Source organism: Citricoccus sp. CH26A (assembly GCF_000224415.1).
Lineage (GTDB): Bacteria > Actinomycetota > Actinomycetes > Actinomycetales > Micrococcaceae > Citricoccus.
Window position 1 is genome coordinate 15,963 of the sequence record NZ_AFXQ01000024.1, and the last position, 26,486, is coordinate 42,448.

19 protein-coding genes and 1 pseudogene are annotated in these 26,486 nt (G+C 66.8%); 6 read left to right on the forward strand and 14 right to left on the reverse strand.

Annotated features, from left to right (window positions below):
- Positions 1–5: 5 nt before the first annotated feature.
- From CITRI_RS0112790 to mdlC, 5 genes are all read right to left on the reverse strand, one after another.
- Positions 6–1,316, reverse strand: a complete 1,311-nt coding sequence (locus CITRI_RS0112790) for an MFS transporter (protein ID WP_010145254.1) — start codon at positions 1,314–1,316, stop codon at positions 6–8.
- Between the two features lie 103 nt (positions 1,317–1,419).
- A complete protein-coding gene (locus tag CITRI_RS0112795; RefSeq protein ID WP_029139304.1) occupies positions 1,420–2,520 on the reverse strand; it encodes an ABC transporter substrate-binding protein in 1,101 nt (366 codons plus the stop codon).
- Between the two features lie 70 nt (positions 2,521–2,590).
- The gene (locus CITRI_RS0112800; protein WP_010145256.1) at positions 2,591–4,414 is read right to left on the reverse strand and encodes an iron ABC transporter permease; all 1,824 of its coding nucleotides are present in this window, start codon (positions 4,412–4,414) and stop codon (positions 2,591–2,593) included.
- Complete coding sequence (locus CITRI_RS0112805; RefSeq protein ID WP_010145257.1) at positions 4,411–5,526, reverse strand: ABC transporter ATP-binding protein; 1,116 nt, start codon at positions 5,524–5,526, stop codon at positions 4,411–4,413. Before CITRI_RS0112805 ends, CITRI_RS0112800 begins: the two co-directional genes overlap by 4 nt.
- Positions 5,527–5,536: 10 nt before the next feature.
- Positions 5,537–7,114 carry a benzoylformate decarboxylase gene (mdlC, locus tag CITRI_RS0112810; RefSeq protein WP_010145259.1) on the reverse strand — a complete coding sequence of 526 codons (1,578 nt, stop codon included), beginning with the start codon at positions 7,112–7,114 and terminating at the stop codon, positions 5,537–5,539.
- Positions 7,115–7,226: 112 nt separating this feature from the next.
- On the opposite strand from mdlC, the gene CITRI_RS17685 reads away from it, so the two are divergent.
- From CITRI_RS17685 to CITRI_RS0112825, 3 genes are all read left to right on the forward strand, one after another.
- On the forward strand, positions 7,227–8,216 hold the full coding sequence (locus tag CITRI_RS17685) for a LysR family transcriptional regulator (protein WP_157998930.1): 990 nt from the start codon (positions 7,227–7,229) through the stop codon (positions 8,214–8,216).
- 116 nt (positions 8,217–8,332) lie between these two features.
- Positions 8,333–9,358, forward strand: coding sequence for a cupin domain-containing protein (locus tag CITRI_RS0112820; protein ID WP_010145261.1), 1,026 nt, complete (start codon positions 8,333–8,335; stop codon positions 9,356–9,358).
- Positions 9,358–10,212: a fumarylacetoacetate hydrolase family protein gene (locus CITRI_RS0112825; protein WP_010145262.1), complete on the forward strand. Its 855-nt coding sequence runs from the start codon at positions 9,358–9,360 to the stop codon at positions 10,210–10,212. Before CITRI_RS0112820 ends, CITRI_RS0112825 begins: the two co-directional genes overlap by 1 nt.
- A 9-nt stretch (positions 10,213–10,221) precedes the next feature.
- Here the strand turns inward: CITRI_RS0112825 and CITRI_RS17690 are convergent, their stop codons facing one another.
- The 5 genes from CITRI_RS17690 to CITRI_RS17695 all read right to left on the reverse strand — a co-directional run bounded on the left by CITRI_RS17690 (position 10,222) and on the right by CITRI_RS17695 (position 16,874).
- A complete protein-coding gene (locus CITRI_RS17690) occupies positions 10,222–11,271 on the reverse strand; it encodes an MBL fold metallo-hydrolase (RefSeq protein WP_010145263.1) in 1,050 nt (349 codons plus the stop codon).
- Between the two features lie 25 nt (positions 11,272–11,296).
- Positions 11,297–13,969 carry an aconitate hydratase AcnA gene (gene acnA, locus CITRI_RS0112835; protein ID WP_029139305.1) on the reverse strand — a complete coding sequence of 891 codons (2,673 nt, stop codon included), beginning with the start codon at positions 13,967–13,969 and terminating at the stop codon, positions 11,297–11,299.
- A 117-nt stretch (positions 13,970–14,086) separates the two neighbouring features.
- Positions 14,087–14,881, reverse strand: coding sequence for a citryl-CoA lyase (locus CITRI_RS0112840; protein WP_010145265.1), 795 nt, complete (start codon positions 14,879–14,881; stop codon positions 14,087–14,089).
- Positions 14,881–16,113 (reverse strand): CaiB/BaiF CoA-transferase family protein, encoded by a 1,233-nt coding sequence (locus CITRI_RS0112845; protein ID WP_029139306.1) that lies wholly within the window; start codon positions 16,111–16,113, stop codon positions 14,881–14,883. Before CITRI_RS0112845 ends, CITRI_RS0112840 begins: the two co-directional genes overlap by 1 nt.
- Positions 16,110–16,874, reverse strand: coding sequence for an IclR family transcriptional regulator (locus CITRI_RS17695; RefSeq protein WP_141566110.1), 765 nt, complete (start codon positions 16,872–16,874; stop codon positions 16,110–16,112). Before CITRI_RS17695 ends, CITRI_RS0112845 begins: the two co-directional genes overlap by 4 nt.
- 208 nt (positions 16,875–17,082) lie before the next feature.
- Here CITRI_RS17695 and CITRI_RS20645 point away from each other — a divergent pair.
- Positions 17,083–17,361 (forward strand): annotated as a pseudogene (locus CITRI_RS20645) (leucine zipper domain-containing protein); the annotation flags it as partial.
- Between the two features lie 72 nt (positions 17,362–17,433).
- On the opposite strand, the gene CITRI_RS18530 reads toward CITRI_RS20645, so the two are convergent.
- The 4 genes from CITRI_RS18530 to CITRI_RS0112870 form a co-directional block, all read right to left on the reverse strand.
- Positions 17,434–17,970, reverse strand: coding sequence for a hypothetical protein (locus tag CITRI_RS18530; protein WP_141566111.1), 537 nt, complete (start codon positions 17,968–17,970; stop codon positions 17,434–17,436).
- Between the two features lie 77 nt (positions 17,971–18,047).
- A complete protein-coding gene (locus CITRI_RS0112860) occupies positions 18,048–21,347 on the reverse strand; it encodes a helicase-related protein (protein WP_010145269.1) in 3,300 nt (1,099 codons plus the stop codon).
- Positions 21,344–23,221: a phospholipase D-like domain-containing protein gene (locus CITRI_RS0112865; protein WP_010145270.1), complete on the reverse strand. Its 1,878-nt coding sequence runs from the start codon at positions 23,219–23,221 to the stop codon at positions 21,344–21,346. Before CITRI_RS0112865 ends, CITRI_RS0112860 begins: the two co-directional genes overlap by 4 nt.
- The gene (locus tag CITRI_RS0112870; protein ID WP_010145271.1) at positions 23,221–24,462 is read right to left on the reverse strand and encodes a DUF6361 family protein; all 1,242 of its coding nucleotides are present in this window, start codon (positions 24,460–24,462) and stop codon (positions 23,221–23,223) included. Before CITRI_RS0112870 ends, CITRI_RS0112865 begins: the two co-directional genes overlap by 1 nt.
- A 115-nt stretch (positions 24,463–24,577) precedes the next feature.
- Here CITRI_RS0112870 and CITRI_RS19050 point away from each other — a divergent pair, with 115 nt between their 5' ends.
- Both CITRI_RS19050 and CITRI_RS0112875 read left to right on the forward strand, forming a co-directional pair.
- Positions 24,578–25,831 (forward strand): exonuclease domain-containing protein, encoded by a 1,254-nt coding sequence (locus CITRI_RS19050; protein WP_010145272.1) that lies wholly within the window; start codon positions 24,578–24,580, stop codon positions 25,829–25,831.
- A 58-nt stretch (positions 25,832–25,889) separates the two neighbouring features.
- On the forward strand, positions 25,890–26,207 hold the full coding sequence (locus tag CITRI_RS0112875; protein ID WP_029139307.1) for a nucleotide pyrophosphohydrolase: 318 nt from the start codon (positions 25,890–25,892) through the stop codon (positions 26,205–26,207).
- The last annotated feature ends 279 nt before the right edge of the window (positions 26,208–26,486 follow it).

Consider the following 26,486-nt stretch of genomic DNA (forward strand, 5'->3'; position numbering starts at 1 on the left):
AAGTCTCACCGAGTGGAATTGCGTTCCCGGGGATCCTGCGCTGGGTCGTCACCTGCCCGGTCCAGCACGGCCGCACCGGCGGCCCCCGGGACCAGGACGGGCACCAGGATCATGACCGTGACGGCCAGCAGGAGGGCGGCTCCGAGCAGGGCGGTGGTCAGGCGCACGCCCCAGACGTCCGTGAGGACACCACCGAGCAGGACGCCCAGGGCGATCGTGGCGGAGAAGACCATGTGCCGGACCGCGAGTACCCGGCCACGCAGGCCGTCCGGAGCCAACAGTTGGATGACCGAGTTGAGGGCCGCGAAGGAGGCCAGGAACGCGGCGCCAACACCGACCGCAGCGAGCACGCCGAGGCCGTAGCCCGGGGCGGCCCCCATGGCCACGAGGGCTAGGCCGAGGGCCGTGATCGCCAGAATGATGCGCCGCGCGAAACTCAGTGGACCCCCGCGGCGCAACAGGCCGGCCAGGGCGAAGAGCACGGCCCCGACGCCGAGTGCGGCCGTGAGCACACCCAGGCCGATCGCGTCGGTGTCGTAGACGGTCTCGGCAAAGACGACGGTGAGGTTGAAGACCGGGTTCCCCAGCAGCCCCACGAGACAGCACAACCCGATCGCCAGCAGCATCGGAGAGCTCCCGGCCATGTATCGCACCGCATCTCGCCACTGCACGAAAAATCCCCTGCCGGTGGAGGTCCGCACCCGGGACCGGTGCTGCCGGACGAACGCGAGGGTGACCACGACGACCACGAAGGACACGGCGTTGAGCAGGAACGCCCAAGACGCCCCCAGAGTGGCCAGTAACACGCCAGCCACGGCGGGCCCCACGGCCCGAGCAAGGTTGAACTGCAGTGAGTTCAGCGTCACCGCTGAGAGTACGTCCTCCCGCGGGACCAGGTCGTTGACAAGGGACTGCCACGCCGGGTTGTTGAGTCCGTTGAGCACGCCGAAGACGGTGACCAGGACGAGGAGTAAGGCAGGCTCGTGCGCACCGACGGACCACTGGATCCACATCGCCACGGCCACCAGACCCAGTCCAGCCTGCGTCCACATCAGCAACACGCGCCGGTCCACGGTGTCTGCCAGGCACCCTCCCAGGGGCGCCAGCACGAAGGCCGGGCCGAACTGTGCGGCGGCGGCCAGGCCCACCCACACGGCACTGTCCGTCTGCTGGTACAGGACATAGGGCACGGTGAGGTTTCCCAGCCACGTGCCGGTGCTGGAGATGAGGGCGCCGATCCAGAACAGCGTGAACCCGCGGTGACGGAAGGCGGCAAGGGACCCGCGGTGCGGGAACCCACCGGCTGGGGTGATCATCGAGACTCTCCTGGGGTGGGTGCGGTGGCGGTGGGTGGCACGGGAGAACCCGGCACGGTGACCGTGCCGGGCTCTCATGGTCCGGGTCCAGTGGGGAGGCCGGTCAGCGCCCGAACGCCTCCCGCCAGACCTGGGCGTCCTCGCTGGCGTACTTGAGCTCGTCCTCGGCCGGCATGAGCCAGACCTTGTCGGAGTCGAGGGCGGGCAGGTCGCGACCGAGGGCCTGGGGCGGGGCGATGTCCGAGCGAGCGGAGTAGTCACCCACCTGGGTGATCACCGACTGGCCGCGCTCGGAGAGCGCGTAATTGAGGAACGCCTCTGCGGCCTCGCTATTCTCGGCGTTCTCGACCTTCCCGGCGAAGAAGCTGAACAGGACGACGCCCTCCTCCGGCACGACGTAGTCGATCGGCGCCCCGTCCTCGGTGACGGCGACGTTGACGGCCGCGGTGCCCGCGGTGGCGACATCGAGCTCGTTGCGCGCCAGGGCCTCTTGGCGCTGGCCACCGCTGTCATAGACCGACGGGTTCAGCTCAGCGAGCTTGGTCCAGAACTCGGGGTCGACCTCCTCCTGGATGAAACGGTTCAGGGCGATGGAAGATCCACCGGCGGTTCCCTGCGTGATCCCGATCCTGCCCTTGTACTCTTCGTCGAGCAGATCGGCCCAGGCCTGAGGGGCCTCCTCGGGCGTGATGCTCTGGGTGTTGTAGGCGAAGGTCACCGGGACGTTGGCCAGTGTCACGAAGGCACCGGCGTTGTGCTGCAGCTCCGGCATCCCCTCGATCGCCGTGGGGACGAAGGGCTCCCAGACGCCAGCCTCGTCGAACTCGTTGGCCACCTTGTAGTCCGAGGTGATGATCACGTCCGCGCCCAGCTGTCCGGCACCATCCTCGGAGAGGATGCGTTCGGAGAGTTTGTTGGTCACGTCCCGGACGTACTCGACCTTGATGCCCGTGTCCTCTGTGAAGGCGTGATTGAGGACCTCCTGGTTCGCCTCCTGATAACCGGTGTAGATGGTGAGGGTCTGGTCTTTGGCCGCTTCGTAGGCCTTTTGATCGAGGATCTGCTGACCGTTGATGACCAGTCCGTCATCGGTGTTCACCTCGGCTTCGCTGGTCACCACGCTGGTCGAGGTGCCCCCAGAGCAGGCGGTAATTGTCAGCATGAGCGCCGCGAGGGATGCGATGCCGCCAGTGCGCAGTTTCATGATGATGCCTTTCGTTGAGTCGAGGCCGAGGACGGGGGTGTCCGACGGCAGGGGTCAGCGGACGGCGGGGTCAACGGACAGCGTCCTTGAACTTCCGCTCGCGCATGCCGATCACTTGGGTCGCGATCGCCACGACCGCGATGAGCAGGACGAACACGAGGCTGAGGGCTGCGGAGTAGCTGATGCTGCCGTTCTCGAAGCTGTGGAACACAAGGATCGAGAGCACTCGGGTGTCAGAGGTGTAGAGGAAGAGGATGGCGCTCATCTCCCGCAGGCCGAGCATGAGCAGCAGCAGCAGGGTCGAGACCAGGCCCGTGCGCATCAGCGGGATGGTGACGTCACGCACCGCCCGTAGACGGTTGGCGCCCAGCATCACGGCGCTGTGCTCCAAGTCGCCGTCCATCTGCAGCATCGAGGAGGAGATGCTCCGGTAGCCCTGCGGCATGTTCACCGCCACCGTGGCGATGACCAGCAGCAGCAGGGTCCCGAAGACCGGGAGGGGCAGCGTGAGCCAGGCCCACAGGATGCCCATGCCCAGCACGACCTGCGGGATGGCGAGCGGCAGCATGGAGACCTGCTCCAGCAACTGACCGGCGCGCGAGGTGGTCCGGTAGCGGACGTATGAGGCCATGAAGGCGATCAGCGTGCCGGCCGCTGCGGCCAGCAGAGCCATGAGGATCGAGTTCCAGGTGGACGTCTGGAAATCCGCCTGGCCCATCGACTCGAGCAGACGGTCGGCCGAGAACCCCGCGAACAGGTCGGAGAAGCGGTTGATGTAGACCTTGTCCCCCATTGCTGTGAACACGAGCGCCGCCACGGGCAGCAGCACGGACAGGGCGAAGTAGGCCAGCGCGAATCCAGTGGCCACCCAGCGCATCCAGCGCAACGGGATGGTCCGCGGGCGGTTGCCCTTGCCGGTGAGGGTGGTGAACCGCTTACGGTTGACCACCCTCTGCTGCAACCAGGTCACGACCACGACTGCCACGGTGAGGGCGATGGCGATGCCGGCCGCGGCGTTGGGCCGGGAGTCTCCGGCCATCAGCCGGTAGATGTACGTCGGCAGGGTCTCGATGCCGGCCGGGTTGCCCAGGATGGCGTTGACCGGGAAGTTCTCCATGGCCAGGGTGAAGCACAGGATCGCCGCCCCGGCCAGCGCCGGGACCGACAGCGGCAGAGTCACGGTCCGGAACAGCCGGCCCAGGCTGGCGCCGTGGACGGAGGCGGCCTCCTCCAGGTCGGCGTTCATCATGGAGAACGAGCTGTAGGTGAGCATGAACGCGTAGGGCGCGTAGTACAGCCCCAGCACGAAGATGATGCCACCGTAGGAATAGATGTTCAGCGCACTGCCGATCCCGATGGCCTCGAGGAAGAGGTTGAGGTGCCCGGCTGTGGGGCTGGCCAGGATGGACCAGGCCAGGGCGCCTACGAGTGCCGGCAGGAACATCGGGGCCATGCCGGTGATATAGATGAAGCGCTTCCAGGGCGCGTCGGTACGGGCCGCGATGAAGGCGAGCAGGGCCCCGACGACCAGCGAGAGCACACCGGCTCCGACACCGATGACCAAAGAGTTGATGATGCTCTGGCGGCCCTCCGGGGTCGCGAGAATGCCGAAGTTGGCCCAGGTGAACTCACCGATCTGGGCATTGCCCGGGCGCGGCACGGCGGTGGACACGGCGGCGATGATGATGAAGATGACCGGCAGGATGACCAGGAAGAACAGCAGGACGGCCAGGATCCCACTGGGCACCTCCCTGCGAAGTGCTGTCAGGGTCAGGCGGCCGGTCCGGCGGCGCGGGGGTCCGGGGCTCACCTCACGGTTGATCGCGGCGACGGCGCGCGTCGAGGGTTCCTCGGTGGTTGGTTTGGCCTCAGCGGACGGGAGGGTGAAGGTCATGCCGCCACCCCCGCACGCTCCTGGATCAGCGGTGCGTCCTGCGGGAGGATCTGCACGGCACCGGCGTCCATGGTCACCCAGACGCTGTCCCCGGGCTGGAAACGTTCCGCGGCGCTGAGCGGCGCCAGGATGTCGAGGTCCGGCATACCGGACGCCACTTCGACGGCGTAGCGGATGGTGCTGCCTTGAAAGCTGCTCACGCGGACGGTCCCGCGCCAGCTGTTGGCACCGGGGGCGCCGGTACTGGAGAGGCGGATGTCCTCACTGCGGAAGCAGGCGTGCAGCTCCCCGGCGCCCACGGGCTCGAGTCCGGCACTCGCCAACGTGAGGTCCGTGTCGGTGACGGTGTACGTCCCAGAGGCCCCGGCGGTCACCGGGTGCACATTCGAGACTCCGAGGAAGTGGGCGATCTGGGCACTGGCCGGCTCGAGGTACATCGCCGAGGGCGAATTCATCTGGACGATGACGCCGTTCTGCATGAGGGCGATGCGGTCGGCCAGTGCGAAGGCCTCCTGCTGGTCGTGCGTGACGTAGACCGTGGTCAAACCCAACTGCAACTGGATCTCGCGCAGCTCGATGCGCAGGCGGTCGCGTAGCCGGGCGTCGAGATTGGACAGCGGCTCGTCCAACAGCAGCACGTCCGGGCGCATCACCAGGCTGCGGGCCAAGGCCACGCGCTGCATCTGGCCACCGGAAAGCAGGCTGGCGCCGCGACTGGCGAAGTCCTCCAGGCCGACGAGCTCGAGCGCCTCGTGGACACGGTTCGCGGTCTCGGCCTTGCCGAGCCCCTGAACCTTGAGAGAGTAGGCCACGTTCTCGAACACGGTCATGTGCGGCCACACCGCGTAGGACTGGAACACCATACCGACGTTGCGCCGGTGGGGTGGGATGTTGATTCCGGCCTCGGCGTCGAACACCACGGTGTCGCCGATGGTGATCCGGCCGGCGGTCGGCTCCTCGAGTCCGGCGATACAGCGCATCGTACTGGTCTTGCCACAGCCCGACTTGCCGAGGAGAACAACAGACTCGTGGTCCCCGATTTCGAGGTTCATGTTGTCGATCGCGGTGAACTTGCCGTACCGCAGCTGGAGGTTCTCGATGGTGATCTTCATGGTTCCTGCCTCAGTCGAAATAGGTGAGCGCCTCGATCAGCACCGGTTCCTGGGCCGCGAAGGCCCGGGTCAGTGCATCTCGAAGCTCGGCCTCGGTGGCCACGGACTCGGCTCGCACGCCATAACCCTGGGCGATCGACACGAAGTCGATGCCGAGGAGGTCGAAGGACGGGGTGCCCGGGGTGTCGAGGCGCCGGCCGAAGTTGACGAGTGCCCCGTAGGTCTCGTTCCGAAGGATGACGAAGACGACCGGCACGCGGTGCCGCGCCGCCGACCACAGCCCGGTGATGCCGAAGTTCGCCGATCCGTCGCCGATCTCGGCGACCACGCGGCGATCCGGCCGCGCCAGCTGGATGCCGACCGCGGCGGGTAGGCCGAAGCCCAGTCCGCCAGCGGCCGCGGAATAGAAGGAGCCCTGCTCTCGCATGCGGATCTGCGACCAGAACGAGGCAGCCGTGGAGGTCGACTCGACGACGTGGATGGCGTCGTCGGGCCCGGTCTCCTGGATCGACCGGAACACCGTGTCCGGGTGCATCCGGTGGGGACGGTCGGTCCCCGCTTCGTGCGGGGATCGCGGCCGGGGCCGGACTTCGCGGACGGCCACGGCCTCGGCAAGCTGTGCGAGGGTGTCGCTCACTGGAGCCAGGTAACCCTCTCCAAAGGGGGCCCGGGCGAGCTCGTCCGGATCCTGGGAAACGTGGAGGAGCCGGGTGGTGCCACCGAGGTAGCGGCCCGGCTTGTCGTGGTGGTACCGGAAGACCGGTGCCCCCACTACCAGGACGAGATCGTGGACCGACAGCAGCTGCGAGATATCCGCGACGTTGGCCGGCAGCACCCCTGCAAAATTCGCGTGGTCCGTGGGGAAGGGGCAACGCGCCGGTGAGGGCGCGATCCAGACCGGGGCACCGAGCCGTTCCGCGAGTCGCACGGCGTCGTCGTTGGCGTGGGTGGCGTCCACCTCGGGGCCGAGGACGAGGGCTGGTGAGAACGAGCCCTCGATCGCCTCGAGCAGCTCGGAGAGTCGGCCCGGGGCCAGTGCGTAGGCGTCCTGGACGTCACGGGCGACGGTCAGCGGGGTGTTGTCATCAGCAGGGTGGTCCCAGTCGTCGTGGGGCACCGAGACGTGTGCAGGCCCCTTGGGATGCATGCCGGCAGTGTGGATGGCCTGTGCGAGTGAACGGACCACGTCGTTGGCGGAGAGCGGTTCGGCGCTGTACTTCGTCAACGGCCGGGGCAACTGGGTCGCCTCGGCACTGGCGACCATGATCTCCTGCCCCACCATGTCTCGGACCTGCTGGCCCGAGAGGACGACGACAGGTGACTTGGAGTGGACCGTGTTCGCCAGTACTCCCATCGAGGTCCCGGTGCCGGCGGCGGAGTGGAGGCTGACCAGAGGCACCCGGCCGGAGGCCTGCGCGTAGCCGTCGGCCATGGCCATCACGGCTCCCTCGTGCAGGCCCAGGATGTACTCGAAGTCGTGGGGGAAGTCCTTGAGGAACTGGAGTTCGTTCGACCCTGGGTTGCCGAAGACCGTGGTCATCTCGTGCCGACGCAACAGGTCGTACGTGGCTTCTCGGATGGTTGCCATGGATTTCCTTCGTCCAGAAATGATTTGTGTCTGGCATCACACTAGACAGCTGCCCCCTAAAGGAAAACAACGAATGATTGATGGCTGCATAGAGGGCGTCTATGTTGGGGTCATGTCCGGATACGACTTGGGGATGCTGCGGGTGTTCGTGCTGGTGTATGAGACCGGCAGCGTCACCGCCGCCTCCCAGCGGCTCTACCTGAGCCAACCTTCAGTCAGTTACACCCTGCGCAAGCTGCGTACCCACTTCGGGGACCAGCTCTTCCAACGGCGCGGCCACCGCCTCGAGCCCACCCCGGTTGCCGAGGAGCTCTACCCCAAGCTGCGGCGACTCCTGGAGTCGCTGGATGATGTCATGGCCGGTGACGCAGGCTTCCACCCTCCGTCCTCCACACGCCGGTTCCGGCTCTTGATGACGGACGTGGGCGTGGGCGGACTACTGCCCCCCATCTTGCACAGCGTCCGGAACCAGGCCCCTGGTGTGACACTTGAAGTGGAGACGCTGAACCTCCGCACGGCCGTGCAGGGCCTGCGCACCGGTGTCGCCGACGCGGCCATCTGCACCACGCGGCTCGAGGGTAGTGACATCCGCCGTGACCTGCTGTTCGAGCAGGCATACGTGGGCCTATGCTCAGTGGACCACCCCCGGATCGGCGAGTCCCCCACGCTCGGCGCCTACGAGGCGGAGGAGCACGTGACCGTCGCCGTCTCCACCGGCCACACCGCCTTGGATCTGCGGGTAAGCGAACTGGGCATCAACCGACGACTCGCCGTCGTGATCCCCACCTTCTCGTCGCTGCCGAACCTCCTTGAGGGGAGCGATCTACTCTCCTACGCCCCCACGGGCCTGGCCAGCCGACTGGTCAGCCGAAACGCGGTCCGCACGTTCCCCCTCCCCTTCGACGTGCCCATCACCCAGATCGCCCTGTACACCCTGAGGCGCGAATTGCCGTCGGCAGAGCTGGACTGGCTCCGGCACACGATCCAGGAAGCCGTACAGTCCGGGCGGACCGCGCCCCAGGCCGGCATCGACTCCGGCGGCCAGGACGCCACCCTGCCCCGCGCCCCGGCCCACCCTTCGCCACGCCTCCTCGACACATAGCGGACCCCTCCCCTTCACCGTCGGCCCCTCGGAAAAGAGCACCCTTGACGCCAAGCCACCACATGCCCGTATTCTAGAAAGCGGAATAACAATCTGTCTTGCAGAACGGAGTGGCCATGACTGAGACAGTCTCCCTGGATGAGGCGTTCTACGCCGAGCTCGCCGAGAACCACTATTCACCGCTATGGCAGTTGATGGGCGGGATCGGCTCTGAAGCGAAGACCAACCTCGTCCCGCACATCTGGCGGTACGAACAGGCTCGTGAGCTGATGATGAAGGCCGGCGAGGTCGTGCCGTTGGAGGACGCCCTGCGGCGAGTACTCGGTTTCCGCAACCCCGGGTCTCGTCCGGACCAGCGCACCGGTGCGACTGACTCGCTCTGGGCCGCCCTGCAGCTGGTGATGCCCGGCGAGATCGCACCACCGCACCGCCACACCCCCTCGGCGCTGCGTTTCATCGTGGAGGGCGACGGCGCCTACACGGTGGTGAACGGACAGCGCGTGCCCATGGAGGTGGGTGACTTCCTGCTGACCCCGGCACTCCACTGGCACGAACACGGCCATGAGGGGGATGGCCCGATGATCTGGCTCGACGGCCTCGACTCCCCGCTGGTCAGCCGCCTGAACCAGTACATCATTGACGAATCGGCCGAGGAACGGCCCGTGGACCGGCCCATGCCGGGTGCTTACGTGCAGGGCATGCTCGCCAAGACGTACGGGCAGCCGCACCCCCTGCAGCAGCCCCTGGTGTACAAGCTCGCTGACGCCTTGGAGGCCCTCGAGTACCTGCGTGACGGTGAGGGTGACCCTTACGACGACATCATCGTCGAGTACAGGAATCCCGCCACCGGTGGACCAGTCATGACCACCATCTCTGCCTACCTGCAGCTCATTCGTCCCGGCGTGGACACACAGAGCCACCGTCACACCCACAGCACCGTTTACCACGTCGTGCGAGGCAGCGGTTACTCGATCGTGGACGGCCAGCGGATTGAGTGGACCCAAGGCGACACCCTGGCCATACCACTGTGGTACGAGCACTCCCACCACAACCCGGCGTCCGAGGACGCCGTGCTCTTCTCCTACACCGACCGCCCGGCGATCACCGCGCTCGGCCTGTGGCGTGAGCGGGGTGAGCACTGATGCGCATCTGCATCTTCGATGACCAGCGGATCGGCGCCCTGGCCCAGGACGGGACCATCGTCGACCTCACCGATCTCGTCCCCCAGAACACCGCTGCGGACGAGCGGATGAACTCCCTCATCTCGCACTGGGAAGAACTCAAGAGCACCGCAGCGGAACGCGTGGCCACGGGTGGCGGCGCCGCCGAGGGATCGGTCCAGCTGCGAGCGCCCCAGCCACGGCCGCGCAACCTGTTCGCCGCGCCGGTGAACTACCACAAGCACCAACAGGAGATGGGCGGTGACGCCGGCGTCTACACCGGGCGCCAGATCATGACCGCAGAGGTCCGCAAGGGCTTCCTGAAGGCCGTCACGTCCATCGTCGGCCCCGACGGGGCGATCGAGCTGCCGTGGGAGGACCGCCGCTTCGACCACGAGGCGGAGATCGGTGTCATCATCGGCCGGACCGCCAGCCGCGTCTCGGCCGAGGACGCGCTCGACTACGTCTTCGGCTACACGCCGTTGCTGGACATCACCCTGCGCGGTGAGGAAGATCGCTCCTTCCGCAAGTCATTCGACACCTTCACTCCCATCGGCCCCTACATTGTCACGGCCGATGAGGTCCCGGATCCAGAGCGGCTGGACTTCTGGCTGACGGTGAACGGTGAAGAGCGGCAGCGGTCGAACACCTCGTATCTCATCTACGGGATCGCCCGGCTGATCGAGGTGTACTCGGAGGTCATGACCCTGCAGCCGGGTGACATCATCGCCACTGGCACCCCCGAGGGCGTAGGACAGATCGTCCCCGGAGACACCGTGGTCCTGACCATCCCCGAGGTGGGCGAACTGGCCATGCCGGTCGTCGCCCGGTCGTAGACAGGGGTATCAGGTCCCCAGAGGCCTGGGACCGACCGGTGGTCGGCCCCAGGCCTCGAGTGCGTCCAGGTGGGCCCCTGAGCGCACGAGGTCGGCATGCATGGCCGTCTGCCGCAGCGCTGAGACCAGGTAGTGGCGGGTGAGCCCCGCCCAGCCGCGGGACCAACTGAGCCGGGAGGCCACCGCCCAGGTCGTCGCCCCCGGATCGACCGCCAGGACCGCCTCGACTTCCACGGTGCGGCGCAGGTGCCGAGCGGCGATCCCTGCGGCCCGCGCGGCGATGCCCCGGTACCGGAACTCATGGCCCGGCAGGCTCTGGCAGTCGTCGTACGCACGCACTGTCAATAGGTTGTCCAGGTAGAGGCGCAGCGGGTTCTCCGCGGAGTGCCCGGCGGCGCCGACGCCGGGCGTGACGACCGGCAGCAGGTGGTCGCCCGTGAAGAGCAGGCGTTGATCCTCCTCGAGCAAGCACAGGTGGCCCGGCGTGTGACCGGGCGTGTGCACTGCCCGCAGCCGGCGGCCTGGCACCGGGAGCAGGTCACCGTCTTCGAGGTGGAGGTCGGCGGGGATCACGACCCGCGGCGTTCCGGTGACATACCCCAGCACCTCCTCGAGGCGTTCGGACGGTACGCCCCAGGCGACGAGGTCGGCGCGGACCCGGCCGGCGTCGGCCAGCCAGTGCGCGGACTCTCGCTGAGCCTCCTCATCCCACCGGTGCAGGACCACGGGGCTGCCGTGGCCAGATCTCAGGCGTTCGGCCAGGCCCATGTGATCCGGGTGCAGGTGGGTGACGATGATCGACGCCGGCCCCCGGCCCCGGCGCCCGGTCCGTGCCAGGGCGGCCCGGATGGCCTCGAGGTTCTCGTCCAGGTCCCAGCCGGGATCTATGACGTGCACGCCCCCCTCGGCGTCCTCGACCAGATAGGAGAAGGTGAAGGACATGTGTCCCGGGTGGTTGCGGAGCGGCAGCGTCCAGACCCCTTCTGCCACGCGTTCCGCAGCAGGGATCCGCCGGTCTCGGTGCGCGCTGTGTTCCTCGGCGCTCATCGGGATGATCATGGCCTGGTTCCTCTCGGCCGGGCGCTCAGTGCGCCGGGCGCAGTCCCGCACGCAGTGCGTAGGGCAGGATTCCCCCGTGGCGGACGTAGTCGGCCTCCGCCGGAGTGTCCACCCGGACCACGGCGTCGAAGGTCACCGCTCGCCCGGACGGGGCCCGGGCCTCGATCCTGACGGTGCGGGGCCAGCTGTCGGTGAACCCCGCCAGCCCGGTCACCGTGTACTCCTCGGTCCCGTCCAGTCCGAGTGACGCCGCAGTGTCCCCGTCCCGGTATTGCAGCGGTATGACACCCATGCCCACGAGGTTCGAGCGGTGAATCCGCTCGTAGGACTCGGCCAGGACCACGCGCACGCCGAGCAGCCGTGTGCCCTTGGCCGCGTAGTCGCGCGCCGAGCCGCTGCCGTAGTCACGGCCGGCGAGCACCAGCAAGGGGGTCCCTTGTTGGGCATACAGCTGGGAGGCGTCGAAGATGCTCAACTCCTCGCCGGTGGGCAGCATGCGGGTATATCCGCCCTCCTGGCCGTCCAGGAGCCGGTTCCGGAGGCGGACATTGGCGAAGGTGCCCCGGACCATGACCTCGTGGTTACCGCGACGCGCCCCATAGGTGTTGAAGTCCCGGCCTGCGACGCCGTGCTCCCGCAGGTATCGTCCGGCGGGGCTGTCCGCCCGGATGGGGCCGACCGGGCTGATGTGGTCGGTGGTCACCGAGTCTCCGAGGCTGACCAGGACGCGGGCACCCTCGAGATCGCGGACGGGTTCGAGTTCGGGTCCCACACCGTCAAGGAAGGGTGACGGGCGCAGGTAGGTGGACTCGCCGAAGTCGTACCCGTCATCCCGCGGCACCTCGAGGCCCTCCCACAATGGTGATCCCGTGAATACGTCCCGGTAGCCGTCCTCGTACAACTCGCTCGTCACCACACGGGACAGCTCCCGCTCGACCTCCGCGGCCGAGGGCCAGAGGTCCGGCAGACGTACCTCCCTGCCCTCCGCATCGCATCCCAGCGGGTCGCGTACCAAGTCGATGTCGACTGTCCCGGCCAGCGCGTAACCGACGACGAGGGGTGGCGATGCCAAGTAATTCATTCGGACATCAGGGCTGACCCGTCCTTCGAAGTTTCGGTTCCCGGACAACACGGACGCCAGCACGAGGCCGTGGTCACGAGCCGCGGCCGTCATCTCCGCGGCGAGCGGCCCGGAATTGCCCATGCACGTGGTGCACCCATAGCCGACGACGTGGAATCCCAGTGCCTCTAGGGACGGGAGCAGTCCGGCGCGTTCCAGATAACTGGTCACCACCTGGGACCCCGGGGCGAGGGACGTCTTCACCCAGGGTGGAACGCGCAGACCGCGAGCCACCGCGTTCCGGGCGAGCAGCGCTGCCGTCATCATCACCTGGGGGTTGGACGTGTTCGTGCAACTGGTGATGGCCGCGATCGCCAAGGTACCGTGTCCCAGCCGGTGAAGGCTGCCCTCCACGTCGACCTCGACCGGGTGTGCGCCCGCCCGATGCTCTTCGGGCGTGAGCGTGGCGACATCGGCCCGGAACCGCCTCCCAGCCTCCTCCAGCGCGATGCGGTCCTGGGGACGGTAGGGTCCGGCGATCGACGGGACGACGGTCGATAGATCCAGCTGGAGCGTCTCGGCGTAGCGGGCCGATGTCCCGGTGCCGTCGCCCCACAGGCCCTGCGCTCTGGCGTAGGCCTCGATCAACTCGACCTGTGACGCGGGGCGCCCGGTCATCCGGTAGTACTCGACGGTGGCGGCATCGACGGGGAACATGGCCGCCGTCGAGCCGAACTCCGGTGACATGTTGGCAATCGTGGCGCGGTCAGCCACGGGGATCCCGCGCAGTCCCGGTCCGTGGAACTCCACGATCTTGCCCACCACACCGTGGGCACGGAGCTGCTCGGTCACTGTGAGGACCAGGTCGGTGGCGGTAGTGCCCACCGGCAACTCCCCGTGGAACTCCACGCCCACGACGGGCGGCACGAGGAGCGAGAGTGGCTGGCCGAGCAGAGCCGAGACCGCCTCGATCCCGCCGACACCCCACCCGAGGATCCCCAGCCCGTTGACCATGGTGGTGTGGCTGTCCGTGCCGATGCACGTGTCGGGATAGGCCAGCGTCTCCCCGTCCACGGCCGTGGTCATCACTCCCCGGGCCAGGTACTCGATGTTGACCTGGTGGATGATCCCCTGGCCGGGAGGTACGACCCGGAGGCCCTCGAAGGCACCTTGAGCCCAGCGCAGGAAGCGGAAGCGTTCCTCGTTGCGCTCGAACTCGCGATCCGTGTTCCGCCTCAGCGCCGCCCGAGTGCCGGAGTTGTCCACGATCACGGAATGGTCCACCACCAGTTCGGCCGGGACGAGCGGAGTGATCCGGGCCGGGTCCGCGCCCAACCGTCCCATCGCCTCCCGAAGCGTAAGCAGGTCATGGACCACGGGCGCACCGGCCATGTCCTGCATCACCACCCGCGCCGGGTTGAACGGGATCTCCGCCGGCTCATGGGCCGTCTGGGAGGTGACCAGCGCGTGGACGGCCTCGGCACCGGCGCCATGGCGCAATAGGTTCTCCAGGAGGATCTTCAGGCTGACCGGCAGCGAGTCCGCACCGTCCACGCGCGTGATGTCCACGTAGCGGAAAGAGCGTCCCCCCACGTCCATCGCGGCGGTTCCAGCCGGTCCTGTGATCGTGCCTGTCATGCCTGGTGCTCCCTGCGTTGACCTCGACCGCAACCGGCCGCGTCGGTCCAATTCCTGAGCCCGGGCCCTCGATCAACCATGTCGCACCCTGTCATCGTTCCGCACCCCACGGCAGGATCACGACACGTCGCGCCGGGCCGGGCCCGCGTAATCGGGCAGGATCGACCGGTGCTCAGGTCCCTTGTTCCGCAGGCCGGAGCGGGATTCCTCCCAGGCATGGGCCAAGGCACCCACGGAGCGAGAAAGGATGAAAAGACCGCGACCCAGGACCGGGTCGAAGCCCAACTCGGCGTAGATGATGGCCGTGGCACCATCGATGTTCATGGGGATGGGGCGCTCCCGCCCCACGTTGATCTGCCGCTCGATCTCCAAGGCGGCGTCGAGGACGCGGCCCTCGACGAGACCCTCCGCCCTCGCCGCTTCCACGGCTGCGACGAGGGGCGCCCGCCTCGGGTCCACCGGGTGGAACCGGTGCCCGAATCCCGGCACGTAACGTCCCTGCTCCCGCAACCACGAAATTCGGGCAGCAACTGCCTCCTCCAGTGGCCGCTCATCGACCAGAATGGCTTGGAAAAGCTCCATGAGCTCCTGCCCGGCGCCGCCGTGGACGTCACCGAGGACGTTGGTGGCGGAGGCCATGGCACTGTTGATGCCCACTCCGCACGTCATGGCCATGCGCGCAATGGCGATCGAAGGGGCCTGGGGCCCATGGTCCACGCCGGCCACAAGGGCGTGCTCGAGCAGTCGGGCCTGCGCCGGGCACGGGAGTTCGCCCCGGGTCATCAGCCAGATCATGGACGCCAGGCCCACCGTGTCCGCGGAGATCAACTGTTCCACGGGGTAGCCATGGAAGCGGATCACCCCCGGGGAAATGTCGGAGATCGAGGTCTTCCACCACGTTGATCGTTCCATCAGATGATCCCCCCGGTCCGCAGCGAGGCAATCTCCTGGGTGGTGTAGCCGAGTCCGGTCAGCACGTCCTCGGTGTGCTGGCCCAGCAGCGGAGGCGGTGCGTCCGGCCCCACGGCGACGCCGTCGACGTGAACGGGAGCACCCAGCAGGCGAATGTCGCCATCGGCGCCCACACCGGGGTCGGACACACCGGCCGCCTCTTCGATCCGGAGGGTGGACACCAGTCCTCGCGCAGTGATGTGAGGAGAGGCGAGGGCGGTGGCTACGTCCATGACTGGCGCACCGGGAATGCCTGCGGCAGCCAAGACCTCATCCCAGTGGGCGCTGGGCCGCTGGGTCAGGACCTCCTCGATCTCCGCCTTCAGCTCGAGTCGGTTCACCTTGCGGGTCTCGCGCTCCGCGAAGCGGGGGTCCGTGGCGAGTTCCGGCCGGCCGATGACCTGGCACAGGGCCTCGAACTGTTCCTGTTTGTTGGCGGCGATGTTGAAGTCACCGTCCGCCGTCGCGAAGGCGCCTGAGGGCGCGGCCGTGCGGTTCTCGTTGCCCATCGGCACCGGTGTGTTCCCACCCACGAGGTAATCGGAGGCGACCCAGCCCATGGCCGTCAGCGTGGCCTCCAGCATGGAGACGTCGAGGAAGGCCCCTTCACCGGACCGTTCCCGGCGAACCAACGCCGAGGAGATGGCGAAGGCCGCGGCGAAACCTCCCACCGTGTCGGCGATGGGGGCGCCGACACGCAGGGGAGCGGACTCGCCATCTCCGGTGACGGACATCAATCCAGACATTCCTTGAATGATCTGGTCGTAGGCCGGGCGATCGCGCAAGGGGCCGTTCTGGCCGAAGCCCGAGATGGCGCAGTAGACGAGGCCGGGGTTGAGCTCACGGAGATGCTCCGAGCCGAAGCCCAGCCGGTCCATCACGCCCGGACGGAAGTTCTCCAGGAGCACGTCATGGGTCTCCACGAGTCGGCGGAAGACTTCCTTGCCCCGCTCAGTCTTCAGGTCCAACGTCAGCGAACGCTTGGCACTGTTCTGGGCGAGGAAGGAGATGCCCAGGTCGCGGAGGCTCAGGTCCGGGGAGGCTCCCAGCCTCCGTGCGAGATCACCTCCGGCCCGGGCCTCCACTTTGAGCACCTCGGCGCCCATGAGGGCGAGCTGGTAGCCCGCGAAGGGGCCGGAAAGGACATTGGTCAGGTCCAGGACCCTGACGCCATCCAATAGGTTCGATCTCATAGCAGTCCTCCTACCGGGCCGATCCCTCGGCCGCTGAGTAAATCGCCGGCCTCGATGAGCCGGGCTTGGGCCCGTCGCCGGGCCTCTTCTGTGAAGCGGGACAAGGGGCCGGACACTGACAGTGCTGCGATCACCTGCCCGGTGCCCCGACGGACGGGCACGGCGACGGAGGCTGCACCAACCTCCCGTTCGCCTTCGGAGTGCGCATACCCCTGTTCGACAACCGCCTGGGCGCGCGCCCGAAGGCTCTCAGTGTCCAGTCCGGGGTCCCGATCCTGCAGCCGTTCAATGATGTGTGGATCACCGGAGAGCAACACCATGGAGGGAGCTCCGACCGTGAGAGGCATCCGGGCCCCGATCTCCACGACATTGCGTACTGCATGCCGTCCGTCCGCCGATGCGATCGGAGTTCGATCCAGGTCCTGCCGCACGTACAACGTGGCCGTCTCACCCAGGTCACGGACCAAGTGCGCCAAGACCTCCTGGGTCTCCTCGTCCACCCTCCACATGCGCTGTGCCAGCCGCGTCCAGCGCAACAGCGCGGCACCGATGGTGTACCGCCCGTGGCTGTCCACCGACAACACGCCGCGGCTGACGAGGTCACCGGCCAACCGCAGCACGGTCGACTTCGGCAGGCCCGACATCGATACCAGTTCGCGGATGTCCAGGGTTGGAGTCCCCACATCAAATAGTTCGAGGAGGTCCACCATGCGGCCGACCGTACGGATCGGTTGACTCATCGCATACTCCTTCTTTGTCACCTCTATCCACCAGGTGGATTATTTGGTCCATACAGTGGATCATAGGGCCGGATCCGCCGTCAATGGTCGTTCAAATTTGGGAAGACTGTCATGACCCGACAGGACCTCGAACGCCAACGCCAGGCCAAGCACCGGCTGACCGCGATCCGTCACGCCCGGGAAGTCAGCGGCAACGTCTCGGCCACCTGCCGCTACTACGGCATCAACCAACCGCTACTACAAGTGGCTGCACCGCCACGAGGACGCGGGCTTGGACGGGTTTCAGGACCGTTTCAGCGTCCCGCACCACATGCCCACCGCCAGCACACCGGTGGTGGTGGCGTCGAGGTTCTGCGGTTGCGCCGGCAGAGCCACTTCGGCCCCGAGAAGATCGCCATGCACCTGCAGCGCTACCGAGCGGCGAGGGGAAGCGCCGTCAGAAGGGCGCCGTACAAACCCCGGCGGACACGGGAAGCACCACCAGTCCCACCCCTGGCGGAGTCGGTGATATCGGTCGTTGAACTATTACAGGTAAGGAGTCATCGAATACCTCACGCTGAGTACGTCACACGTTTCAGGACTACCCCGTTCCTAGGCGATCGGCCATCCCATCAAGCCAGGCTTCGATCTCCCATTCGATGGGACTGGCTGCAAACCCGCTTGCGCTCAAGACACCCCGAAGAAGCCACTGGTACTCCTCGTACGCATCAGAGTCCATTTTGCTCCAGACCACACTCGGCCATTTCAGATCCAGTTGAGATTTAGCCTGCTTCGCAACCACGCTGTCGATGGGTACATGTAAGAACCCAGCGACCTTGTTGGTGCAGTCATCATTGAGGACAAACAGATACTTCGCAGTCATGTTGATCCATTTCTGTGCCTGTCCATGCGACATGGTGACTCCTTCGTCTTCATAGAAGCGCACCAACATTCGGCGCCAATCTCGATGGCGCCTATCGAAATCCTCCTGACTGGTGATTGGTGGCAATACGTCTATGACATCGGCCATTACTTTCTGAACCTGATGCCGCACACGGAGAGCACGGTCGGAGTCGAGGACAGCTCGAAGGCGAAGCGTCCGGCTCATATCGCGGTACGCTCGGCTGCTCGCAGCCATCCGTCTCCCTCGGTCCGACCGAAGGACTTTCGCACCGAAGTAGTAAACTGACAAAGATCTGGTTCTCCAGTCGCCGCTCATCGCAGGCCCTCCTTGTCCGCAGCTTTCCGCTTTTCCCGCTTCTGCCCTCGGCGTGCGCCGTCGTTAGTCAGGCTGTCCTTCAACGGGAACCTGGGGCTCAAATCAATCCGCAGTTTCGCCGCATCCGGACCCAGGTACCGGATCAGGTCCTCCTGCCGGGGCTGGCCCATGACGAACCGGTAGGCACCCAGGGTCGTCCGCAGCTGTGCGTATTGTTTGGCCTCCCGGCTCAGGGGCATCGCCGGCACATACCGCTCGATCGTCGCCCCGTCCGGCAGTGGGAACACCCAGTACGGGTTGATCAGCGAGTCGTTCTCAGGCCGCGCCGCTTCGGCAGCGCAGAACATCGCCTCCCACGGGTCTCTCGCCTCCGGAGTCACCGCGCTCCCCCGGAACACCGCCGCCACGTTCTTGCGCACCGCATGTCCCTTGTATCGGTGGACACGGCCCTCACGCTGCTCCAGGTCCACCGGGTTGCTGGGCAGGTTCCAGTGCACCACCGCATGGCTGTAGGTGTGGAAGTCCAGGCCTTCCTGCCCCACCGAGGTGCTGGCCATGACGAATGGCCAGAACGGGGAGGTGTACCCCTCACGAATGGTCGCCTCGCGTTCGACGGCGGCGTCGTTCGACTGGACACGGCCGAAGCGCGCCGCCACGTGTGAGTTCAGGTGCCGTTCGGTCACCGAGATCTGACCGCCGGACACTCGCACGTCCTGCACCGTATTCAGGGCAGATCGGATGGACGCGGTAGCCGCGATGCGATCGGCCAGTGCCTCCGCACGCTCGGCCCGCGGTGCCGAGCCCAGCCCCTCGGACTCGACGAGCGTGTGCACGAACTCGTCGAGCACCGACTGCAGGTTCCCGTCCACGCAGTACCGCAGCACCTGGTTCCAGTACGAGTCGATGTCCCCACCGGCATCCCCGGTAGCACCACGCACGGCCGAGACGATCTCGGGTTTGTTGAACAGTGACCGCAGGCCCTTCGACGCGATGACCGCCGCGAGCCGCAGCTCACGTTCAGTCACCGACCGCACACCGTCCTCGCCACGAGCCAGCGCGCGCAGGGCACAGACATCGGGCCCGCCGAGCGCCATCTGCGCCAGCACGCGGGCGAGGTCCTCCGGCGGATCCCCCAGTTCGGCGACGTCCGGGTCCATCGCCCACGTCATGTGGTCGACGAGGCGCGATCCCTCTCCGCGCTCGTCCTTGAGCCACTGCTGCAACCGCCCGTCGATGCTTCCGTCACCGGCGTACTCGGCATCGAGCAGGTACGGGGCAACGCCGTACCACCGCCGCCGGGCGCCCTCGTTCCCGGGCTGCGGACGGATGCCGAGGTCCGTCAACCGCCGTGAGATCCGTTCCTCAACGACGGCGAGCGCCCGGTCGGGGTCGATCGGCAGCTCCCAGCCGTGCTCGGCCGCGAGGGCGAGCGGATCGCCGAGCCGGGCGAGCGTCACGCTGGGGTACAGCACGGTGAGATTGGGCAGGTTCCGAGGCAGGTCCTTCTCCGGATCCCAGTTGAAGGACAGGGACACGGCAGTCCGCGGGTCCCCGTAGCGGTGGGTGCGGTCGACGGCGGCCCCGGACTCATCACGCATGCGCCGCTCGGCTTCATAGCTGACGAGCGCGGCCACCGCCTTGGGGACGACGGCCCAGGACGAGAAGATCAGCCGCTTCGTGAACCCCTGCGCCTTCTCCGACGCGAAGACCCCACCGGGTTCGAGGTAGGGCAACGAGGGGGCCACCCACGCCAGTCGCCAGGCCTCATGGTCCATCAGGTCGTCGACCAGCACGCGCATCTTGGCGTTCACGCGGTCGATGGGTCGGTACTCGCGGATGCGCTCCCAGTCCAGGAGAGCATTCCGGTGCTCGCGCAGGACCCCCGCCAGGCCGGCGTCGTGGTGTTCGGCCTGGGTCAGGAACTGTTCCTGGAGCTGGTAGCCGTGTTTGTCCATCAGGTTGGGCGCGTAGGGCGCCGACCGCCAGTACTCGAACGGGTCCTGGCCGCCCACGTGGCGGGCGATCGCATCGGCGGCCAGCCACCCCTGGAGGTCGGCCTCCTCGAGCGTCATGGGCCCGAGGCTCCGTTCCGTGAGCATGCCGTCCCGGTCCGGCGTGGCAGAGAGCCGCTCGGTGCGGGACATGACCTTCCGCAGCGCCGTCTCCACCGCAGAACGCGCTGCCTCCGCCGTGGCCTGCCCGTCGTCGGTCCGCTGCAGGATGCCCTCGCGCAGCAGGCCGAGCTGCCGGGTGACCTCGCGGGCCTGCTCCTGGCCGGTCAGGAACGCGATGGTGTCCGTGAAGTCCCGGTAGTGGTCCTCGCCGTCGGGCTCATCGGGGAGCGTGTACATCTTGTACGGCGTCGCGGACAGCACCAGCACCTTGGCCCGTTCCGTGGTGATGACCCGCTGGGCGAGCCGCTGGGCGTCGGTGAGCCCGTCCGTGCTCGTCTCACCGAGGTTCGGGAACAGCTCCTTGAAGCGCTGGAACTCGTCCATGATGACCAGGTCCGGGTTCAGCCGGTCGACGGACACCGTGGCCATGGCCATCCGCAACGCCCCGACCAGCAGGTTCCGGCGGTATCGGGTCGGCCAGGGCCGGTGCCGTTGCCGGGTCCACGCCGCCTGGTCCTCGAGCAATTCGTCCAGAAGTGATTGACCGGTTTCCAGGGGCCCGGGGGTCGTCTCCAGGTACCCGCGGAAGTCCTCGACCAGCTCCGGGTCCAGATCGGGGCAGTTCGCGGGGTCCTTGGCGGCCTGCCGGAATCTCTCGGTACTCGCCGTGGCCGCCAGGTACGTGAACCACCCGGACTTCGCCATCTCCCTGGTGCCCAGCACGTGGAGCAGCATCCATCGCAGCAGCGCCCGTTCCGAGGCCTTCCCCGTCGACTGCCCGAGATTCAGTGACGTGCCCGGGGTGAAGGCGATCAACTGCATCCGCTGCCGTGCCGTGGCACCCATGGTCGCCGGCAGCATCGTCAGGCGGTCCGCGTTGTCCTGCAGCTCTCCCCCGGTCAGTTCGCGCAGACGGCGGAGGTTCTGCCGGGCGATCTGCCCGTTGGAGCAGATGTAGACGATCGTGATGGCCCGCCCGGTCTCCCACAGGTGGTCGATCGCCCGGGCGGCCACGCCCTTGGCCACCAGCGTCTTGCCCAGGCCCACCTCGTCGGCGACGAGGAAGCGGTCCACGAAGTCCTCGTCCAGCCAGAGCCTCCGGTAGGCGTGCTCCACCGTCGCCCGCTGGAACGGCTTCAGGCCGTCGAGGATCCCCTCGACGTCCGGTCGGGTCTCGGTCATCGCTTCTCCTCCCGGTGGACCACCCGCAGCACCACGTCCCACATCTGCAGGAACTCCGGCGGGATGAGGTCCTCGGCCCCGGGCATCTCGCGGAGCTCGGCCACCTGGCGGGCCACCGACCCGAGCGCCTTCGGGTCCCGGCCCGCGGCCCGCACGAGGGGTTCGAACAGCACGATCGGTGGCGGTTCGTGCCCTACGCCGGCCACACCGGCCCCCTCGAGGTGCTCCGTCACGGCCACCGAGTCGTCCAACCCCGCCGACTCAGACTGCAGCGGATCCATGCCGAGCAGCAGGGCCAGGTACCGCAGGACCGCCGACGAGCTGGAGAGGAGGGTGGCCAGCACGGCTTGCCGACGGTCCAGCACGTCGCCCCGGAGCCGCATCATCAGGATGCAGCGCCGGGTGACCCGCCCGTTCCCTTCTCCTGCCGTGGTCTCGACGGCCAGGTATGGGGTGACGTTCTCCGGTGCGAGCTCCCAGCACTGCTCGGGGGCCAGGTCCCGGACCTGCGCGGGCACCGTGGCGAGCCAGACGCGCGTCCGGCCGGGGGCGTCGTCGGGGATCTGAAGGCTCAGGCGAGCCTCCACCCGCTCCTCGCCCACCTCGGCGACCGCCAGCTCGGGACGCTGCCGGGCCAGGTCCCGGTGGAACTCTTCGAGCCGGTAACTGGTGTCGATCGCGGGGTCGGACGTTCCGTCATCATGCTGCGGGGTGTACGGCTGGAGGATGGCGCCCAGGCCCAGGCTCTCCCGCCCCTCCCCGAGCACCGCGTGGACGCCGCACGTGGCGGTGGGGCCGGTGAGCACGGCGTTCATCTCCACCCCGCCGCTCCACGCCTGCTGCGTGAGATTGGCACTGCCGGTGACGACCATGGACTGCCCGCCCGGCAGGTCGAGGACGACAGTCTTGGCGTGCAGCCCATCCAGCCGAATGGCCGACCCAGGATCCTGATCCTGCCCGTCCGGGGCGTCGACGACGGCGGTGAACTCGTCCACGGTGCGCACGCTGGACTGGTCGTCGTCGCCCTCCTCGACGCCGCGGTGCAGCACGGTGGTCGACCATCCCCCGAGCTGACGCCGGCCCAGCAGGTCCATGGCCTCGGCCCGGGAGACGAGGGTGGCCTCGGTGGCCGTGCCCCGGATCCGCGTCAGCGTCGAGGAGGACACGAAGGGGCTGATGGCCAACACGCGCTGCGGATCTTCGGGGAACGGCCAGGGCCTCTCACCGTCCAGGCCGAGCGGCAGCAGGCTGCCGCCGGCGAACGGCTCGGGCGCGGCCAGGTTGACCCCGCGCAGGGTGCTGGCCAGGTCGGCGACGGCGGCCGCGCGGGCCTCGGGCAGCGGGTCCAGCGTCATGGTGGGCAGGGCGGCGACGACGTCGGCGGCCGGCCCCGCGGCGATCGTCCCGTTCGGGTCCTCGTCCAGGACCAGGACAGTGTCCCAGGAGTTGTCGAGGGTGAGGTTGCGGCTGGCGATGACGACGCGGTGGTGGAGGGCACCGTCGTCGGCGGTGAAGCGCACGGCCCACAGCTTGGGATGGAAGAGGTGTCCCTCGTTCGGGGGCATGACCTCGTGGATGCTGTCTTCGAGGAAGGTGTGGATGCGGCTGTGGCTGGCCGGGACGTGGATGCCGCCGGCCTGGACGAAGACGGTGGTGTGTTCGACGTGGCGCTGGACGGCATCGAGGAGGCGGACGGGGTCTCCGGAGGCGAGGACGTCGGCGTCGTCCACGTCACCGAGGGAGAATGTCATCGGGGCGATGAGCATGGCCGTGAGGTTGAGGGTGTAGGTGGTGGCCACGGCGTGGTCCACGCGGTAGCCGGCGGGCGGGCGCAGTGCGTCGGTGAGCAGGACGGTGGTCTCGGGGTGCAGCATCAGGCGGCTGCCTCGGCGTCGTAGAGGTCCTGGAGGTGGCGGCGGGCGTTGGTCCACAGGTAGTCGAAGCGGCTCGTGCCGCTCGCGCCGCTCCAGGCGTCGAGGGCGCGCTGGTTGCCGGGGGTGAGCCGGGCGCGCGGGCCCTTCTTCTCGCGCTCGCGGGCGACGATCATGTCCCGGAGTTCACCGCTGGTGGTGAGGTCTTCTGCCGCGTCCGCCGAGTCGACAGCATCGGCCCAGGTGGCGATGAAGTCCTTGGTCGTGTGCGACAGCCGACGTCCTGTCTCCATGACGGTCTGCCAGATCAGCTCGCGGTCCTGGACCTGGAGGGGTTCAACCGTTTGGACCTCGTCGAACCACTCCCCCACCCGATCGGTGTAGAACGCCGTCAGCGGCGTTCCCTGCTGGTCCTCCTTGTTCGTGGCCTCCGCCAGTAACAGGTTGTAGAGCAGGCTGGCGCCCTGCGCGTACAGGGCGAACCGGTCGGCACGGTCCACGAGTGCGGCCAGCTCGGGTGGCAGTTCCTGCCGGATCGCGGGGTCGGCGACGCCGGCCGGCTGGGTCGAGGCGTCCGTCCAGCCCTCCGGCCGGTGGGTCACGAGGTGGGCCAGCAGGGAGCCGGCCGCGGTGCGCGTGATGGTTTCCTGCAGGTAGTGGGCGTCCTCGGGGCGGAGGGCGAAGGAGGCCTCTCGCAGCAGATTTTCCGGCGAAACCGGCAGGCGAGGATCCAGGCCGGTCGGCGTCAACCGGGCCGGCTCGTCGGAATCGTCCACACGCGGGACGGTCTTCAACTCCTCGCGGCGCAGCAGCTCTCGTTCGAAGTACCGGCGGGTCGTGAAGCCGGGTTCGACGATGCGCCAGCGCCCGATCGCGCCCCAGTAGATCTCGCTCGGCAGACGTTGCAGCGTGCGGCCCGCGTCGCGGCCGATGACGCCCAGGGATTCCCCACCCCGCTTCAGGGCCTCGATGAGCTGGAACTCGTGCTCGCGGAACTGTGTCTGCATCCTGCCCACGGTGTCCCGGTAGCGTGCCTCCTGCAGCAGCCATGGCAGGAACAGCACATAGCGCAGCCGGGTCTGGATGGACGAGACCCCGGGGAACAGGGTGTACGAGAACGCATCCCGGATCGCGCCGAACCCCAGGTCGTCGAGAGTCGTCTCATCGCGGAACTGGTCGACGGCCTCCATCATGCGCCGCCTCTGCTCCGGGTCAATGGCGAGCCAGCCGAAGGAGGAGGTCATGAAGATCGTTGTATCACCAATGCCGCGATGTTTGATTAGAGCGCGCCCCCACCGACTTCTGCGTCGCAAACTTTTGTTTGAGTAAATTGCGAATTCATCTCATACTATGAGACGTATGAGCAGCCTTTCGCTTGAAAACCTCAATTTCACGGCAATAGATTTCGAAACGGCAAACTCTAACCGCGCTTCTGTTTGCTCGGTCGGCCTTGTGAAGGTACGCGCGGGCCAGATCGTTGAATCAATGCACCAACTTGTGTGTCCGCCGGAGCACTTCAGCGACTTCTCACCACGCAATGTGGAAATCCACGGGATAACTCCCGAACTGGTGGCCAATACTCCAACATGGGACCGCGTCTACGGACTCGTTAGAGCCTTCGCGGGAGAAGATGACTGGGTCGCTCACAACGCACCCTTTGACCGATCAGTTATGCAAGAGTCCTCGAGTATTTACGACTTGGATTGGCCCGAAGGGTACTGGTTCGACACTCTTCGGGCGTCTCGAGAGTTGCTTACTCTCTCGACATATTCGTTGCCATTTGTCGCCTCCCACCTTGGCATCGAGGAGGCCCATCACCACCATGCCGAGCAAGATGCCCTGCAGGCAGCACGTATCGCCATAGAACTTGCTCGGCGAGCTGGAGCACCGACCCTCGAGAGCCTCAGAGAAGCATTGGCTTCCTCTACCCTTCCTGGGCGGCAGGAGCGCACCGCACCCGGTGATTTCTCGTCATTGGAAGGCATCTCACCTTTGCAAGGAGAGGTAGTTGTATTCACGGGGAAACTACAGACAGTGACTCGCAAGGAAGCACAATCTCTGGTTGTAAGCTTGGGTGGTTCAGCCAAGGGATCGATAACCAAAGACACCACATTGGTTGTTACCGGGGATTTTGACCCTAGAACTTTTCGTCCCGGTGCCAAGTTGACCGACAAACTTGAGAAGGCTCAGCGGATGGCTGAAGCCGGAATCCCGATTGAGATTCTGACCGAGGTTGACTTCTTAGAACGCATTCAAGTCACCAGAGATGCCCTTGAAGCGGCAACGCGCGCCCAACGTGCATCAACTCGTCAGAACTGGCTTCCCCAGTATGTTTCCGAACAGGCTAAAAACTCCATCGCCCCAGAGGGCGACTACTGGTCATGGCTCAGGAACGCGTTGAGGCATCCGAACGGCACTTCGGCCGGGGGCGATCTATGTGTTCGATGCGGTTCGTCCATCGACCCCAAGTCCCCATGGCAGTACAGGGAAAGGCACGTCTGCTCCGGAGACTGCAATGAGGCTCTCAAGCGAGCTGCTAAGAAGGCGTGGAAGAGCCAAGGCGTCAGCATGCCACCTTCTCCCACCTACGACCCTCGATGGAACGTGAGGTAATCCTTGTCCTCATGTCTGGTACGCCGCTGCCCCCGCGTCTATCGGATAGCGTCGCCATATGGACCCCCACACTCAGGAACTGATCCGGAACATGGTCGCCGAGCGGGAGTGGGGCCAGTTCCACACACCGGAGAACCTCGCCAAGAGCATCGCGGTTGAAGCCGGTGAACTCCTCGAGTGTTTCCAGTGGAATGGCACCCCCGACGACGCAGCAGTTCAGTCAGAGCTGGCGGACGTGCTGACGTATTGCTTCCTACTGGCCGACGCCCTTGACCTCGACGTCGACCAGATTGTCCAGGACAAGACGAATGTCACCCGGGCCAAGTACCCCGTGGAGAAAGCACAGGGACGGAGCACAAAGTATGACCGACTTTGAGGTCCGGGACTTCTCGCTGACCGCTGATGCCGTGGGTCAGGCAGCACGGCACGATCAACGCCTCACTGATTGGCCAGCGGTGTACATCCTCCATCAAGGACGGTCCTCGAGTACCCACCGTGTACGACAGAAGGTCTACGTGGGCGAGACACTCAAGGCAGACCGGCGGCTCGCGCAACACATGCAGAGCGAGGCGAAGAAGGACCTGACAGAAACACGGGTCGTCCTCCACGAGAAGTACAACAAGTCAGCGGCCCTCGGCTTGGAGTCCTTCCTCAT

Excerpts from the sequence above, each read along its gene's own strand:
- CITRI_RS0112820 (WP_010145261.1), top strand. The coding sequence starts at position 8,333 with ATGACTGAGACAGTCTCCCTGGATGAGGCGTTCTACGCCGAGCTCGCC.
- CITRI_RS18530 (WP_141566111.1), bottom strand. The coding sequence starts at position 17,970 with ATGGCTGCGAGCAGCCGAGCGTACCGCGATATGAGCCGGACGCTTCGC.
- CITRI_RS0112870 (WP_010145271.1), bottom strand. The coding sequence starts at position 24,462 with ATGACCTCCTCCTTCGGCTGGCTCGCCATTGACCCGGAGCAGAGGCGG.
- CITRI_RS0112825 (WP_010145262.1), top strand. The coding sequence starts at position 9,358 with ATGCGCATCTGCATCTTCGATGACCAGCGGATCGGCGCCCTGGCCCAG.
- CITRI_RS0112845 (WP_029139306.1), bottom strand. The coding sequence starts at position 16,113 with ATGAGATCGAACCTATTGGATGGCGTCAGGGTCCTGGACCTGACCAAT.
- CITRI_RS0112860 (WP_010145269.1), bottom strand. The coding sequence starts at position 21,347 with ATGACCGAGACCCGACCGGACGTCGAGGGGATCCTCGACGGCCTGAAG.
- CITRI_RS17690 (WP_010145263.1), bottom strand. The coding sequence starts at position 11,271 with ATGATCATCCCGATGAGCGCCGAGGAACACAGCGCGCACCGAGACCGG.
- CITRI_RS0112805 (WP_010145257.1), bottom strand. The coding sequence starts at position 5,526 with ATGAAGATCACCATCGAGAACCTCCAGCTGCGGTACGGCAAGTTCACC.
- CITRI_RS0112800 (WP_010145256.1), bottom strand. The coding sequence starts at position 4,414 with ATGACCTTCACCCTCCCGTCCGCTGAGGCCAAACCAACCACCGAGGAA.
- CITRI_RS0112795 (WP_029139304.1), bottom strand. The coding sequence starts at position 2,520 with ATGAAACTGCGCACTGGCGGCATCGCATCCCTCGCGGCGCTCATGCTG.
- mdlC (WP_010145259.1), bottom strand. The coding sequence starts at position 7,114 with ATGGCAACCATCCGAGAAGCCACGTACGACCTGTTGCGTCGGCACGAG.
- CITRI_RS19050 (WP_010145272.1), top strand. The coding sequence starts at position 24,578 with ATGAGCAGCCTTTCGCTTGAAAACCTCAATTTCACGGCAATAGATTTC.
- CITRI_RS0112840 (WP_010145265.1), bottom strand. The coding sequence starts at position 14,881 with ATGGAACGATCAACGTGGTGGAAGACCTCGATCTCCGACATTTCCCCG.
- CITRI_RS0112875 (WP_029139307.1), top strand. The coding sequence starts at position 25,890 with ATGGACCCCCACACTCAGGAACTGATCCGGAACATGGTCGCCGAGCGG.
- CITRI_RS0112865 (WP_010145270.1), bottom strand. The coding sequence starts at position 23,221 with ATGCTGCACCCCGAGACCACCGTCCTGCTCACCGACGCACTGCGCCCG.
- acnA (WP_029139305.1), bottom strand. The coding sequence starts at position 13,969 with ATGACAGGCACGATCACAGGACCGGCTGGAACCGCCGCGATGGACGTG.
- CITRI_RS17685 (WP_157998930.1), top strand. The coding sequence starts at position 7,227 with ATGTCCGGATACGACTTGGGGATGCTGCGGGTGTTCGTGCTGGTGTAT.
- CITRI_RS0112790 (WP_010145254.1), bottom strand. The coding sequence starts at position 1,316 with ATGATCACCCCAGCCGGTGGGTTCCCGCACCGCGGGTCCCTTGCCGCC.